This window comes from Deinococcus betulae (assembly GCF_020166395.1).
GTDB lineage: Bacteria > Deinococcota > Deinococci > Deinococcales > Deinococcaceae > Deinococcus > Deinococcus betulae.
The window spans coordinates 1-13,819 of record NZ_JAIQXU010000039.1; the positions used below are offsets into that span (position 1 = coordinate 1).

At 64.5% G+C, this 13,819-nt stretch carries 14 protein-coding genes; 8 read left to right on the forward strand and 6 right to left on the reverse strand.

The features are described 5' to 3' along the window. Positions 1–189 precede the first annotated feature (189 nt). Positions 190–1,285 (forward strand): peptide chain release factor 2 gene (gene prfB, locus K7W42_RS20520; protein ID WP_224577060.1). Its coding sequence is split into 2 segments (ribosomal slippage): positions 190–234 and positions 236–1,285, totalling 1,095 coding nucleotides; the frame shifts between segments, so codons are not numbered across the junction. 155 nt (positions 1,286–1,440) lie between these two features. Next, positions 1,441–2,421 carry a serine/threonine-protein kinase gene (locus K7W42_RS20525; RefSeq protein ID WP_224577061.1) on the forward strand — a complete coding sequence of 327 codons (981 nt, stop codon included), beginning with the start codon at positions 1,441–1,443 and terminating at the stop codon, positions 2,419–2,421. A 57-nt stretch (positions 2,422–2,478) separates the two neighbouring features. Here the strand turns inward: K7W42_RS20525 and K7W42_RS20530 are convergent, their stop codons facing one another. After that, complete coding sequence (locus K7W42_RS20530; RefSeq protein ID WP_224577062.1) at positions 2,479–3,420, reverse strand: GNAT family N-acetyltransferase; 942 nt, start codon at positions 3,418–3,420, stop codon at positions 2,479–2,481. Next, positions 3,417–3,920, reverse strand: coding sequence for a DinB family protein (locus K7W42_RS20535; RefSeq protein WP_224577063.1), 504 nt, complete (start codon positions 3,918–3,920; stop codon positions 3,417–3,419). Before K7W42_RS20535 ends, K7W42_RS20530 begins: the two co-directional genes overlap by 4 nt. Before the next feature lie 146 nt (positions 3,921–4,066). Between K7W42_RS20535 and rpsF the strand changes: the two genes are divergently transcribed. The 5 genes from rpsF to rny all read left to right on the forward strand — a co-directional run bounded on the left by rpsF (position 4,067) and on the right by rny (position 8,515). Next, on the forward strand, positions 4,067–4,375 hold the full coding sequence (rpsF, locus tag K7W42_RS20540) for a 30S ribosomal protein S6 (RefSeq protein WP_157461684.1): 309 nt from the start codon (positions 4,067–4,069) through the stop codon (positions 4,373–4,375). 122 nt (positions 4,376–4,497) lie between these two features. Next, positions 4,498–5,400, forward strand: a complete 903-nt coding sequence (locus K7W42_RS20545) for a single-stranded DNA-binding protein (RefSeq protein WP_157461683.1) — start codon at positions 4,498–4,500, stop codon at positions 5,398–5,400. A gap of 151 nt (positions 5,401–5,551) precedes the next feature. Then, positions 5,552–5,827 (forward strand): 30S ribosomal protein S18, encoded by a 276-nt coding sequence (gene rpsR, locus K7W42_RS20550; RefSeq protein ID WP_157461682.1) that lies wholly within the window; start codon positions 5,552–5,554, stop codon positions 5,825–5,827. 11 nt (positions 5,828–5,838) lie between these two features. Next, positions 5,839–6,279, forward strand: coding sequence for a 50S ribosomal protein L9 (gene rplI, locus K7W42_RS20555; protein WP_157461681.1), 441 nt, complete (start codon positions 5,839–5,841; stop codon positions 6,277–6,279). A 538-nt stretch (positions 6,280–6,817) separates the two neighbouring features. Next, complete coding sequence (gene rny, locus K7W42_RS20560; RefSeq protein WP_224577085.1) at positions 6,818–8,515, forward strand: ribonuclease Y; 1,698 nt, start codon at positions 6,818–6,820, stop codon at positions 8,513–8,515. Between the two features lie 354 nt (positions 8,516–8,869). Here the strand turns inward: rny and K7W42_RS20565 are convergent, their stop codons facing one another. From K7W42_RS20565 to K7W42_RS20575, 3 genes are read right to left on the reverse strand one after another with little or no spacing between them, the layout of a single operon-like run. Next, the gene (locus K7W42_RS20565) at positions 8,870–9,541 is read right to left on the reverse strand and encodes a tRNA (adenine(22)-N(1))-methyltransferase TrmK (RefSeq protein ID WP_224577064.1); all 672 of its coding nucleotides are present in this window, start codon (positions 9,539–9,541) and stop codon (positions 8,870–8,872) included. Then, a complete protein-coding gene (locus K7W42_RS20570; protein ID WP_369411407.1) occupies positions 9,528–10,112 on the reverse strand; it encodes a YqhA family protein in 585 nt (194 codons plus the stop codon). Before K7W42_RS20570 ends, K7W42_RS20565 begins: the two co-directional genes overlap by 14 nt. Then, entirely contained in the window at positions 10,109–10,681 is a 573-nt protein-coding gene (locus K7W42_RS20575) for an MOSC domain-containing protein (RefSeq protein WP_224577087.1), read from the reverse strand. The genes K7W42_RS20570 and K7W42_RS20575 overlap by 4 nt, the downstream gene beginning before the upstream one ends. 205 nt (positions 10,682–10,886) lie before the next feature. Here K7W42_RS20575 and tyrS point away from each other — a divergent pair, with 205 nt between their 5' ends. Continuing rightward, entirely contained in the window at positions 10,887–12,143 is a 1,257-nt protein-coding gene (gene tyrS, locus K7W42_RS20580) for a tyrosine--tRNA ligase (protein ID WP_224577065.1), read from the forward strand. 229 nt (positions 12,144–12,372) lie between these two features. On the opposite strand, the gene pyk is transcribed toward tyrS, so the two are convergent. After that, positions 12,373–13,815 (reverse strand): pyruvate kinase, encoded by a 1,443-nt coding sequence (gene pyk, locus K7W42_RS20585; protein ID WP_157461017.1) that lies wholly within the window; start codon positions 13,813–13,815, stop codon positions 12,373–12,375. Positions 13,816–13,819: the final 4 nt, after the last annotated feature.

Sequence of the window (13,819 nt, forward strand, 5' to 3'; positions counted from 1 at the left end):
CTGATTTCTTGACCTTCAGGAAAGCACTGCAAACTGCCGTCACAGACAGGATCCTCACTGCTACCGCACCTTACTTCTACCGCCCTGACTTTGCGCCACAGACCTGACTGACCCTGACCTCTATACTTTTCAGTCGGCACACAACCCGCGCCCCGCTCAACGGGCCACCGCGGAAGGGAGGCACGCCTTATGCAGGAACTACTCGAAAAATTGGCGTCGCTCCGGGAGTACCTTTGACATTCCCGGCAAAGCGCGCAGACTGAACGAACTGGACCGGGAACTGAGTGACCCCGAACTCTGGAGCAACGCCGGCCGCGCCCGGCAGGTCACCCAGGAGGCGGGCACGCTGCGCCGCATCGTGGAGGGCTACCAGACCCTTCACTCCGACGCGCAGGGCCTCTCAGAAATGCTGGAGATGGCCGACGCCGAAGAGCGGGAGCTGCTGCAAGAAGAGCAGCAAAGTATCGAAGTGCGCGTGGACGAGCTGTACAAAGAAACCCTGTTCACCATGAAGTACGCTGATACAGCCGCCATCGTGCGCGTCAAAAGCGGCGCAGGTGGCACCGAATCGCAGGACTGGGCCGGAATGCTCTCTCGCATGTTCATGCGCTGGGCCGAGCGCCGGGGCTTTAAAACCGAACTCATTGATCAGGTGGACGGCGAGCAGGCCGGCGTCATCAGCAGCGAATTTATTATTCGCGGGGACAAGGCCTACGGCATGATGGCCCCCGAACACGGCGTTCACCGGCTGGTGCGGGTCTCGCCTTTTGACTCGAACAACCGCCGTCATACCTCGTTCGCGTCGGTGGATGTGGTGGCCGAGGTGCCCGAAGAGCAGATTGACATTCATATTCCCGACAGCGACCTGCGCCGCGACGTGTTCCGCTCGCAGGGAGCCGGCGGACAGGGCGTGAACACCACCGACTCGGCGGTGCGCCTGACCCACTTGCCCACTGGCATCGCCGTGGCCTCACAGCAGACGCGCTCTCAGATTAAAAACCACGAGATTGCCCTGCAAATCCTCAAGCAGCGCCTCTATGACATTGAGGTCAAGAAGCGCGAGGCCGAGGAAGCCAAGGCGCGCGGCGAGCAGAAAAAGATCGAGTGGGGCAGCCAGATTCGCTCGTATGTGCTGGACAAGCAGTACATCAAAGACCACCGCACAGGCGTCATGAAACACAACCCCGACGACGTGCTGGACGGCGACCTGGATGAACTGCAGTGGGCGGGCCTGGAATGGATGGCCGGCAAACGGATATCTGAAGAAGGCAGCGACGACGAGTAACGAGGGGAAGGCTCTTTGAGCGAGTTTGTCTCTTTTTGAAGAAGCCTGGCCCCAGTGGCCGGGCTTTTTTTGCTGGACCGTGTTGGCGCCGCCTTTACAGACTCGGCAAGGCGGCGCCCTATGCAGTAAGGTGCGGAAGAAGGCCACAACTCTTTATGTCTGAAGACCGAGCCATTCCTGGATACACCCTGCACCGCGTCATTGGGCGTGGCAACACCTCTCTGGTCTGGCTGGCCACCGACGCCCGCAAGCAGCAGGTGGCCCTGAAGGTGCCCCACAGCGAGACCCTGCGCGTGCACGAGGCGGCCGAGCGTTTTGGCAACGAAGTGCGCCTGACCCTGAAATTCAAGCACCCACATGTGGTGCGGGGCCACGCGGGCATGGCCTTTGGCCCCAAGGCCTTCCTGGCCGCCACCTATTACCCCAGAGGCGCCCTCAGCGATTTTCTCCCACAGTTGCCCGAGCGCCGCCTGCCCTTCCCTGAAGCCCTGCGTGTTCTGGCCGACGTGACTTCGGCACTGACCTACCTGCACCATCAGGGCGCAGTCCATCAGGATGTAAAGACGCAGAACGTGTATGTCACCGAGGACGGCCGTGCAGCACTGGGCGACCTGGGCAGCACCTATTTCACGGCGCAGGGGGGACAGACGAGCGGCAGTCCCTATTACATGTCGCCTGAGGTGTACCACGGCGAGAGCAGCAGCTCGGCCAGCGATGTCTACAGCCTGGGCATCCTGATCTACGAACTCCTGAGCGGCGAGCGGCCCTATCACGGGAACACCTACGAAGAACTGATGGTCGCTCACCTGACGCGCTTTCCGGCACCACTGGTCAGCTTGAATCCACAGGTGCCGCGCCGGGTGGCCCGCCTGGCCGAGCTGGCCCTGGCCAAGCGCGCCCACGACCGCCCGAGCGCCGACGCCCTGCGCCGAGCCCTGCTCAGTGCCCTGGGCGAGACCCCTGAAGATGAGGTCTACGAGGACCCGGAGAAGGACGAAAAGGCAGCGACCATGCCGGCGCGCCAGATGGGACGCCACGGCCCTCTCGAAGCGGCGCGGCCCCCCGAAGCGGCCGCTGTCCCAGCCGAAAAGGCTGAAAAAGAAAGCCGCTGGAACCCGTTTCGCCGCAAGAAATAGCAGCGTCTCCCTCTCTTCTATCCAAGAGCTGAATCCACCGCCTCCCGACCGTCAGGCTTATAGCCGCCGCTGCACCTCATAGCGGCCAGGGCGGGGCTCAAACCCCAGACGGCGGTTCACGGCCAGCATCGGCACGTTACTCGCATGATTGTTGGTGCGCATGACGGTCAGCCCTGCGGCCTGGGCCCGTGCAATGCCCTCCAGCTTGAGGGGCAGCGCCAGGCGGCGCCCACGAGCTTCTGGATGAATGGCTGTCAGGGCGTTATAGACAAAAGGCGGGTCTCTAAACAGAAGCGTGGCCGAGGTCCCCCACCACTGCCCCTGCGGACCCAGGGCCACCACCAGCCAGTCGGGCCGGGGGTCACGGTCCAGTCGCAGTTCTGCGCGCACCTGGGCCAGCGACCAGCGCGGATAGCCCATTAGGTCGGGCGTCTCGGTCAGACGGTCGGGCACAAAATTCAGGTAACGCTGCATGGTGGACTCGTCGGCGCTGCTCAGGTCAGTAAAGTTGACCCCCTGGGCAGCAGCCCGCTGGACGTCCGCCTGAAAAGGCGTGGGGTCAAAGGCGGTCAGGTCCAGTTCTGAGGCGAAGCGGTGGGCGTGAATGGCAAAGCCGCGCCGCTGCGCCCAGGCCAGGGAAGCCGCGTCGGTGTCCGAGACATCGGCGCTCAGGCCACCAGCTCCCTCAGCCTCGGCAGCCTGTTTGGCGTCAACCCAGAGCCGCTGGCCTACACCCTGACCGCGCCACTGGGGCAAGACCAGCACACCCACTTGCCGGAAGGTCGGCGGCAGGAAGGCGAAGGGGCGGAGTTGAGAGCCGCCCAGCACCTCACCGCGTTCATCTACTAGCAGCCGGCGCCTTGGCACCTCTGCTGGCCGCGCCGCGTCAGCCGCCAGCAGCGCCTCTGGCGTGATGACGCGACCAGTCAGCCCCAGCAGCGCCGCCAACGCGGGCGCGTCTGCTGGCGTGAAGGGCCGCAGGGTCCATCCAGCGGTCACACGCCTTTAACGAGTTGCCGGATGGCTCCCAGGTGATAGGCCACATGCGCCACCCCGCCGGTCAGCCCGCCAGCAGAGTCGCCGGTCACGGGTTCCTCCAGTTGTGTGCCCGTAAACGCCAGCAGAGCTTCGTAAGCCGCGCGCAACCGGGCACGCTGGGCATCCCACTCGGCGGCGTCCACCTGCGCCGGCTGAAAGCTGCCCTGCCAGTCAAAGGGGCCGCGGTCACGGTCGCGCTCCCAGCGCACAATGACTTCCATGTGATACGCGGTGTGGGCGGTGTGGGCAGCCACCGTGGTCCCCAACACCTCACGGCTGGCCTGCTCGGCCTTCAGGGCCTCCAGGGTCGCCAGCAGCCCGTGATTGCCGCTGCCGTCTGCCTTAGTGCCGTCCAGAAAGGCGGTGGGCTTCCCGGCCTGGCCGCCTTCCACCGCCTCTTTCAGGATGTCGAGGATGCCGTCGAGGGGATGCTGCGTGTCCTGCTGGGTTGCCTGTGTCATGCCCCAGCGTAAAGGCAAACCCGGCCGCCGGGCATCCGCTGCGCGGCTCTGGTCAGCGCCCCCAGGCTCTGGTATGCTTGTCAATTGCGCCGCCCGGTCACAAGGCCGCAGGCCGCGACACCCACGACCCAACAAGGAGGTGAATTATGAACCAGTACGACCTGAACCTGATTCTGAACCCTAACCTCAGCGCCGAGCAGGTGGGCATCGAGAAGGAATACATCGAAGCCACTGTGAAAAACGCCGGCGGGGAAATCAGTAACCTGGACGAACTCGGCAACCGCCGACTCGCCTACGCCGTGAACAAGGACCGTGAGGGCTACTACCTGATGTACACCATCAAGAGCAGTGGTAACCCTGAGCAGAACATTGCCAGCACCCTGCGCCTGCGTGACCACGTGCGCCGCGTCCTGGTGGTCAAAGACCGCCCGGAATGGAAGACCAAGAAGGCCTGAAGCCCGTTACGCAATTGACGTAATGAGCCAGGTTTGTTATCTTACGGTCAACCTGCAAAGGCCGCACCGCCAGCAACTTCAAAGCCCAAGTACTTTCGCCAGCAACCCAAGGAGACCCTGTTATGGCCCGAGGCATGAACCACGTTTACCTGATTGGCGCACTCGCCCGCGACCCTGAACTGCGCTACACCCCCAGCGGGACCGCCGTATTCGAAGCCACTGTGGCTGGTGAAGACCACCTCATGGGCAACGACGGCCGCGAACGCAAACTGCCGTGGTATCACCGCGTCTCTATTCTGGGCAAACCTGCCGAGTGGCAGGCCGAACGCAACCTGAAAGGCGGCGACGCCGTGCTGGTTGAAGGCAGCCTGGAATACAGCCAGTGGGAAGCCCCGGAAGGCGGCAAACGCAGCATGGTGCGCGTCAAGGCCCTGCGCATGGAACAGCTGGGCACCCAGCCCGAGCTGGTGCAGGACGCCGGAGGCGGCGTTCGCATGGGCAGCGGCATGAACGAAGTGGTGCTGATTGGGAACGTCACCCGTGACCCCGACCTGCGCTATACCCCCGCCGGCGACGCGGTGCTTGGACTCGGCCTGGCCGTGAACGAGACCTGGACAGACCGGCAAGGGCAGAAGCAGGAAAAGACCCACTGGATTGACGTGACGCTGTGGCGCGACCTCGCTGAAAGCATGAAGGACCTCCGCAAAGGGGATCCGGTGCTCGTGCGTGGCCGCCTGGTGAACGAGGCGTGGACCGACCGTGACGGCAACAAGCGCAATTCCACCAAAGTAGAGGCGACGCGAGTCGAAGCCCTGTCCCGAGGCGCGGCCAGCCCCAATTCCGGGTACGCCGCAGCCACCCCCGCCGGACCTCGCCCCCAGACCGCGAGCAGTGCGGCGCGTCCCCAGAGCGGCGGCTCTAGCCAGCCGAGCCGGGCAGCGACCACGGGGAACCGTTCGGGCGGCTTAGATATTGATCAAGGTCTCGACGACTTCCCGCCAGACGAGGAAGACCTGCCGTTTTAAGCTGCGCCAACCGGCGCAGGTCTAAGGGTCCCAGTGGCATAGGGGCTAAGGAAGTACACCAGCTGCATTTCTCAGTCTCCTGGCCCCTTCAACCCTTAGCCCGCCTCTGAAGCGGCAGCTTCCTCCCCGGCGGTTTTAGAGGAATCCCCACATGACCCAAGGAAACAGCGCCGAGCGCAAGCCGCGCGGCAAGGGGCCCAAGCGCCCCCGCAAGCCCAAGGTTGACCCGTTCTCCATCGGAGAGCTGGAAATTACCGACTACAAAGACGTGAAGATGCTGCGCCGTTTTGTCAGCGACACCGGCAAGATTCTTCCCCGCCGCCGCACGGGCCTCTCGGCCAAGCACCAGCGCCGCATCGCGCAGACGATTAAAATCGCCCGCCAGCTGGCCCTGCTGCCCTACACCGAGAAGCTCGTCCGGAAATAAGGAGAATAGAGATGCAGATTATTCTTCTTGAACCCGGCAAGCTGGGCAAAACCGGCGATATCGTGAACGTCAAAGATGGCTACGCGCGCAACTGGCTGATTCCTCAGGGCATCGCCGCGCCGGCCACCAAGACCAACATGAAGAGCCTGGAGGCCCGCGTCCGTTCCCGCCAGAAGACCCAGGCAGCCGAAAAGGCCAGCGCCGAGGACCTCGCCAGCCGCCTGAATGGCGTGGCCGTGGAACTGAGCGTGCGCGCCGGCGAAGGCAAGATCTACGGCGCCGTGACCCACGCCGACGTGGCCGGGGCCCTGGACAAGCTGGGCTTTGATGTGGACAAGCGCCGCATTGACATGCCCAAGACGGTCAAGGAAATCGGCGAGTACGACATTGCCTACCGCGCCCACCCCGAAGTGACCATCCCCATGAAACTCGTGGTGCACGCCACGAAGTAAAGGTCACTGACCTGGCCCCGCCACTTTGGCGGGGTTTTTTTGGCCTGTATCTGCTGGATTGAAAAGAGCGGCCCTTCTCTATCCTCTCTGGCTTGTTTGTTGGCAGCTTACCTCTTGCGGTTATGGACCCAGTTGTGGGCGCCCTCTCCTGAACCGGGCCGGGCGCCCTAGAACCAAAACGTTTAAGGTCTGTTGGGCAACCCCTGTTGTCCCCGAAGCTCAGGTCTAATACGGATTCCGTCTATTCCGTTTACAAACCAGAACAGAACTGGTTTGCAAACTCCACGCCCGGAACCCACCCTGCTCCTGCTCGCTCTGCTCGGATTAAACCGTTTTTGCAAACGATTTAATCGGAGTCCGTATAAGCCGCCTCCGCCTGCCGCAGTGCGGCGCGCCGCTTTGGAGCTACACTGCGGGGCGAACGTTCATCCACACTTCAGTCAGGGCGGAGGCGTTCGCTTTTCTTACCCCAATCGGGGCGCGCGGGCCTGAGGGCCCCTCGCCTCATTCAACACACCCAAAGGAGCGCACCATGACGATGATTTGGCTTTGGCCCATCGTGGCGCTGCTGCTTGGATTGGTCGGGGGCTTTGTGTGGGGGCAGTCACGCGGCGCGCGCCAGCGGGCCGAGGTGGACAGCCGCCTTCAGCAGGAAGCCCAGCAAGAAGCGCAGCGCATTCGCACGCAGGCCGAGGACGCCGCGCGGGCCATGCGGGTAGAGGCCGACCAGACCAGGCAGGACGCCACCCGAAAAATGCAGGACGCCGCAGAACGGGAAACGCAGATGGCCCGTCAGAGCGCGGGTCTAGACGCCCAGCGCGAGCAGGTCAGCGCCCAGCGGGCCCAGCTGGACACCGAGCGCAGTCAGGCCAAGCAGGACGCCGCCCAGGAGCGTGAAGCCCTGGCCACAGACCGTCAGGACACCCGCCGCGAACGCGACGAGCTGAAGCGTGAAATCGAGCGCCTCAACCGCCGAGCTGAGCAGCTAGACGCCCGGGGTGAGAAGCTCGACACCTTGGAAGAACGCCTGGAAGACCGCGCCCGCAGCTTGACTGTGCAGGAACACGACCTATCTGAGCGGGCCCGGCAGGCCGACCTGCGGCTGTATGAGGTTGCAGGCCTCTCCCCCGAAGCCGCCCGCGCCGAGATTCTGGGCCGCCTGGACGCCGAACTGGAAGAGGAGAAGGCTATCCGGGTCAAGGCCATGCAGGAGCGGGCGACGGCGGAGGCGCGGCGCACGGCACGCCACGTGGTCGCGCAGGCCATCCAGCGCAGCGCCTCGGAGACGAGCGCTGCGCTGAGCGTTTCGGTGGTGCCGATTCCCAACGACGCCATGAAAGGCCGCCTGATTGGCCGCGAGGGCCGCAACATCCGCGCCTTTGAGGCCCTGACCGGCGTGGACCTGATTATTGACGACACCCCTGAAGCGGTCATTCTGTCCAGCTTCAACCCCGTGCGGCGCGAGGTCGCCAAGCATGTGTTGGACGCGCTGGTGGCCGACGGCCGCATTCACCCGACCCGCATTGAGGAAATGGTCCACAAGGCCCAGGATGAAATGAAGGTCTTCATGCACGCCCAGGGCGAGGAAGCCGCCATCGAGTCGGGTGTGGTGGGCATCAAGCCAGGGCTGGTGCAGCTACTAGGCCGCATGTACTTCCGCACCAGCTACGGCCAGAACGTCCTGAAACACTCCATTCAGGTGGCACACCTGACGGGCATCATGGCGGGCGAGTTGGGCTTAGACGCGGGCCTGGCCCGCCGCGCTGGCCTGATGCACGACGTGGGCAAGAGCATTGACCGCGAGATTGACGGCACCCACGTCGAGATTGGCATCAACCTCGCCAAGCGTTTCGGCGAACCCGCCGAGGTCATTGACGCCATTGCCCACCACCACGACCCCGAGAACGGCGAGACGCTGTACTCGGTGCTGGTGGCCGCCGCCGATGCCATCAGCGCGGCCCGGCCCGGCGCCCGCCGCGAAGAACTCGAATCGTATGTGCGCCGCCTGGAGCAGCTGGAGCAGATTGCGGTCTCGTTTCCTGGCGTGCAGCAGGCCTACGCCATTCAGGCCGGGCGTGAGGTCCGCGTAATTGTGCAGCCTGAAAGGGTCACCGACGCCCAGGCCACCCTGCTGGCCCGCGAGATTGCGGGGCGCGTGGAGCAGGACATGGAATACCCCGGCCAGGTGCAGGTGACCGTGGTGCGCGAGAGCCGCGCGGTGGAAGTGGCGAGGTAAAGACAGGGGCGCGGGAGGCGGTGAGCAGGAGCCGCCGCCTCCCGTGCATAAAGCCTGAACTCGTCCGGAACATTCAGGTCACAGACAATGATTTTCCTGTCCCTGGATTGAGGTTGACCGCCGCTGTATACCACGCTATAGTGTTGGACATCACCGCCCAAGAGGCGGCTTTTTTATTTGGTCTAAGGCTTCACGCTGCCTCGTACTGCTCTGACCCTGCATAACATCAACCCAGACGCAGAGGCCAGCCCGCGCCCACACGTCATTTTCGTCCTCATGTCTTTAAAGTTGACGAGACCTGCATATCGCGCTATTCTTTTCTTATCACCGCCAAAGAAGGCGGATTTTTTTGTTTTAGAGCGTTTCTAGGAGGTCAAGCGCGGTCTGGGCCAGGCTCAGGTCAGCCTGGGCGGGGCGACCGGGCGCGGCCAGAGGCGTCAGGCGGTGCACATCTGCCTGCACCTGTTGCCTGAGCAGCGCGTCCCCGCACCTCAGCAGGTGCGGCCCGTAGCGCAGCGCCACATCCAGCGGTAGCCCGTCGTAGACCGGGTCGGGGCCAGGTCTACGCTCCAGACGCAACACGGGGTAGGCCCAGTGGCCCGCCACTAGCGCCTCCTGCCGCAGCCCATACCCGTGCGCCCAGGCCCAGCGGCGCAGCGGCTCAGCGCTGTCGTTGGGCTGCAAGACAAGGGCGGGCGGCACCCGCAGCGGCTCGCGGGTTAGGATGCCCAGCATGGTCTGGGCGCCCATCCCCGTGATGCTGACACTGTCTACCTCGCCCAGCGCCAGTGGGGCGAGGCCGTCACCCGCACGGACCTCCAGCCGCTCCCCCAGGCCGGCACGCGCCACATTCCGGCGCGCATGGGCCAGCGGGCCAGGATTCAGCTCCACGATGATGCCGCGCTCAATTCGGCCCAGCTGAAGCAGGCGCAGGGGCAGGTGTGCGTGATCACTGCCGATATCGGCGTGACACCTCGCCTGCACCAGGGCCAGCACTGCCGAAAGCCGGGCGTCAAGGCTGGGCACGGTCCGGGGCAGCCTCCGCTGTGGGGTGGACACGGTGACCGCCCTGCCGGCTCAAAATGACCGAATAGGTGCCCACCGCCAGAATGACCGCCGCCAGCGCTGCGCCGTACACCAGGATGTCGCCGCCACCCTTCCATTCCAGGGCCACGCTGAAAAAATTCACGGCCAGCGCCACGACCACGATGCCGATCAGTTTCTGTTTCAGGTCATCAAACGATTCGATATGCAGCCAGGCCGGCACGTTCTGTATGCGGCTGACGAACAGACTTTGCAGCCCAAACGAGATAATCAGCAGCGCCACCCCAATCAGGAGGGTGTCGGCCTGCTCTACCGCCGCGATAATCAGGGTCTTGGTGGTTTCGGCGTCGCCCAGGCGGCCCAGCGCGGCGCGGATAGTCACATACGCCTGGGCGATGGCGGCCACGAACAGCGCCAGACTGAAGGCGAAGGCACTCAGTACCCCCAGTTCGACAATCAGCCGCGTAAAGCCGAAAGCGCCCCCCAGAGTGCGCCGCCGGGTGGCACTGAGGACCGGCGCCGCCCGCTTTCCAGCCGCTGACCGGCCCTTCACAGCGCTCCGTCCCCTGCCAGGGGCCGCACCTCATCCCCTTCCCGGATGACACCGCCCTGAATCACGCGGGCCGTCAGGCCACCGTGACCGCGCACAGCGTTGTATCCGCCTTCGCCCAGATTCTCTTCCATGCGCGAGCAGGGGTGGCACTCACCCGTGCCTTCGAGAATCACCTCGCCTATCTGAAACCGCCGGTCTTTCAGGGCCAAGAGCGGCAGGCCACTGACCACGATGTTGCGCCGCAGTTGCTCTGGCGTGACTTCGGCGCAGCCTGCAAGGGCAGCAATTACTGGCAGATGTTCCGCCTGAATCAGCGTGACCTGGCGGCGGCCCGGCCCACCCGGCACAGGGGCCGCGCGGCTGGCCGGGGCCGCCTCTCCCGTTTCGCCGGTCAGCGCCGTCAGCCGGGGCGGGGCCAGCTTGCCGTGGTCACCGATCAGCCCGACCAGGGGGTGCGCCTGAACTTCGGGCACCCGCTGGACAGGCGCGCGCCGCGCGGGCCGCAGCCCCAGCCAGTCCACCCGGCCCGGCCCGGCAAAGGTCGCGCGCAGTTCGTGCATGGTTTTCACGCCCGCCATGCTTGCACAGACGGCCCCAGCTCTCTACGGCACCCGGCCTTGCTATGCTGCGGGGCATGAGGCGCCTGACCCGACGTGCCCAACCTGATGAGTACTATCGTCCCCGCCGCTAGGTGGGGGTCAGTCAAGCCTGAAATCCAACCCTGAAAGCGGCGAACTTGCTCAGCGAGTCCGCCGTTTTTGCCCTGGAGTGCCCATGAACGAGATTCGCCGGAACCTGCCTGTCAACGAACAACTGGAGAGCCTGAAGCGCGGCGTGGTGGATCTGGTCAGCGAGGATGACCTGCGCCGCAAGCTGGAGCGCAGCCGCGAGACGGGCGTGCCGCTGCGGGTAAAGCTGGGGGCCGACCCCACCCGCCCCGACCTGCACCTGGGCCACGCGGTCATCCTGCGCAAGATGCGCCAGTTTCAGGACCTTGGGCACAAGGTCATCATGCTGATCGGCGACTTCACGGCCATGATCGGGGACCCCAGCGGCAAGAGTAAAACCCGCCCGCCCCTGACCCTGGAACAGACGCGCGAAAACGCCCGCAGCTACCTCGAACAGTGCCGCCTGGTGCTGCGGGACGAGCCCGAGGTGCTGGAAATCCGTTACAACGGCGAGTGGCTCGAACCCATGGGCTACGCCGACGTGATTCGCCTGGCCAGCCGCTACACGGTGGCCCGCATCATGGAGCGCGATGATTTTAAAAAGCGCTTTGAGGGCGGCGTGCCCATCGCTGTGCATGAACTGCTGTACCCGCTGACCCAGGGTTACGACTCGGTGGCGCTGGAAGCCGACGTGGAACTGGGCGGCACCGATCAGCTGTTTAACAACCTCGTGGGCCGGGCCCTGCAGCGTGACTACGCCCAGGAGCCGCAGGTGGTCATGACCCTGCCGCTGCTGGTGGGCCTGGACGGCACCGAGAAGATGTCCAAGAGCCTGGACAATTACATCGGCCTGACCGACGAGCCGCACGCCATGTTTGCCGGCCTGATGAAGGTGCCCGACCCGCTGCTGGAAAACTACTTCACCCTGCTGACGGATCTGCCACGTGACCAGGTAGAAGCCCTGCTGGCTGGCCACCCCGTCGCCGCCCACCGCGAGCTGGCGCGCGCTGTGGTGGCCTGGTTTCACCCTGAGGCGGACCTGGCTGCGGCTGAGGCCCGGTTCAAGGCCGTGGCCAAGGGCGGCATTCCAGAAAATCTTCCCGTAGTGCCCGTTCCTGCCAGCGAGCTGAATGACGAAGGGCGCATCAGCCTGGCCAAACTGGTCGTCCTGGCCGGCCTGGAACCCAGCAACGGCGCGGCCCGCAAACTGATGCAGAACAAAGGCCTGAAGTTGAATGGCGAGACCTTCACGGACCCACAGGGCACCCTGAGCCGTGACCAGCTCTCGGCAGAGGGCGGCGCGGTGCTTCAGAGGGGCAAGGACAAGTTCGCGCGGCTGGTCCTGGGCGTAGGCCACCTCTGACCTTCACGGGGCCTTCATGGAGCTGTCAGGCGCTTTGAGGGCCCTGTGCCATCAGCCCTGCAAACGCAAAGTTATACACAGGCGACTGTGGACAACCGGCACAGGCTGTGGACAACGGCCAGCACACACAAAACCCTGTGGACAACACAGGACTTATCCACAGGGACGGTGTGGAAAAACCCCGTCCCTGTGGATAAAAAGTTGACCTATTCCTGACAGTGCTGACCCACTACAACCGCAGTTGGTCCTCGCGCAGCCGCTCCACACGCAGCATGTTGGTGGTGCCGCGCACGCCAAACGGCACGCCAGCGGTAATGACATACCGGTCGCCGACATCGGCCAGGCCGCTGCGGCGCAGCTCATCGTTGGCAATCCGCACCATGTCGTCGGTATTCCGAGGGTCTTCGCTCAGGACCGGCACCACACCCCACACCAGGGCCAGCTGGTTGCGGGTCTGTTCGTTGGGCGTCAGGGCCAGGATGGCCAGGGGCGGGCGGTTCTTGGCTATCCGCGAGGCGGCGCCGCCGGTGCTGGTAAAGGTCACGATGGCCGGCGAATCCAGCTTCTCGCCGATGTTGCAAGCCGAAGAAGCAATGGCGTCCTGCGCCAGTTCAGTGTCAATCACCAGTTGCCGCTGAAGCATCTTATAGTGCTCGCTGTCCTCGGCTTCATGGGCGATGCGGGCCATCATGGCGACCGACTCCACGGGATACAGCCCCGCCGCCGATTCCGCCGAGAGCATCACGGCGTCGGTGCCGTCGTAAATGGCGTTTGCCACGTCCGACGCCTCAGCGCGCGTGGGCCGGGGCAGGTTAATCATGCTTTCCAGCATCTGCGTGGCGGTGATGACCGGCTTGCCGGCCTCACGGCACAGGCGAATCAAACGCTTCTGGATGGTGGGCACCTGCTCGGGGCGCATCTCCACGCCCAGGTCGCCGCGCGCCACCATGATGCCGTCCACTTCCTTCAGGATGTCCTCGAAGCGGTCCACGGCCTGAGGCTTTTCGATCTTGGCCATCAGCTTGGCGCGGCTGCCGAAGCGCGACAGGTAGTGGCGGGCCAGCAGCAGGTCGTCGCGCGACCGCACGAAGCTCAGGGCCACCCAGTCCACGCCCAGCTCGGCGCCAAATTCCATGTCCTGCACGTCTTTTTCGGACAGCGCCGGCACCGAGAGGTCGGCCTCGGGCACGTTGATGCCCTTGTTGTTCTTCAGCACACCGCCAATCACGACGGTGGTGTGCACCTCCTGGCCACGCACACTGTCCACGCGCAGGGCCATGTTGCCGTCGTCAAGCAGCAAGGCCATGCCCTGCTGCACGTCATGCACCAGCCCTTTGTAGGTGCTGGAGACGCGCTCGGCGTCGCCTTCAACGTCGTCCATCGTGATGATGAACTTGTCGCCGGGGTGCAGGGTCACGGCGCCGTCCTTGAAGCGGCCCACGCGAATCTTTGGGCCTTGCAGGTCCTGCAGAATGCCGATGGCCACGCCTTTCTGGGCGGCCAGTTCGCGCACCATCTGCACTGTCTGGCGGTGGTCCTCGCGGTCCCCGTGGCTGAAGTTCATGCGCACGACGTTCATGCCCGCATCAATCATGCGGCCCAGAACCTCTGGGGAACGGCTGGCGGGGCCGACGGTCGCCACGATCTTGGTGGCGCGGTCAATATCTGTCATCTGC

Bases quoted from the DNA above. Each gene is read 5' to 3' on its own strand.
- K7W42_RS20525 (WP_224577061.1), top strand. From the start codon at position 1,441: ATGTCTGAAGACCGAGCCATTCCTGGATACACCCTGCACCGCGTCATT.
- K7W42_RS20535 (WP_224577063.1), bottom strand. From the start codon at position 3,920: ATGACACAGGCAACCCAGCAGGACACGCAGCATCCCCTCGACGGCATC.
- rpsF (WP_157461684.1), top strand. From the start codon at position 4,067: ATGAACCAGTACGACCTGAACCTGATTCTGAACCCTAACCTCAGCGCC.
- K7W42_RS20545 (WP_157461683.1), top strand. From the start codon at position 4,498: ATGGCCCGAGGCATGAACCACGTTTACCTGATTGGCGCACTCGCCCGC.
- rpsR (WP_157461682.1), top strand. From the start codon at position 5,552: ATGACCCAAGGAAACAGCGCCGAGCGCAAGCCGCGCGGCAAGGGGCCC.
- rplI (WP_157461681.1), top strand. From the start codon at position 5,839: ATGCAGATTATTCTTCTTGAACCCGGCAAGCTGGGCAAAACCGGCGAT.
- rny (WP_224577085.1), top strand. From the start codon at position 6,818: ATGATTTGGCTTTGGCCCATCGTGGCGCTGCTGCTTGGATTGGTCGGG.
- tyrS (WP_224577065.1), top strand. From the start codon at position 10,887: ATGAACGAGATTCGCCGGAACCTGCCTGTCAACGAACAACTGGAGAGC.
- pyk (WP_157461017.1), bottom strand. From the start codon at position 13,815: ATGACAGATATTGACCGCGCCACCAAGATCGTGGCGACCGTCGGCCCC.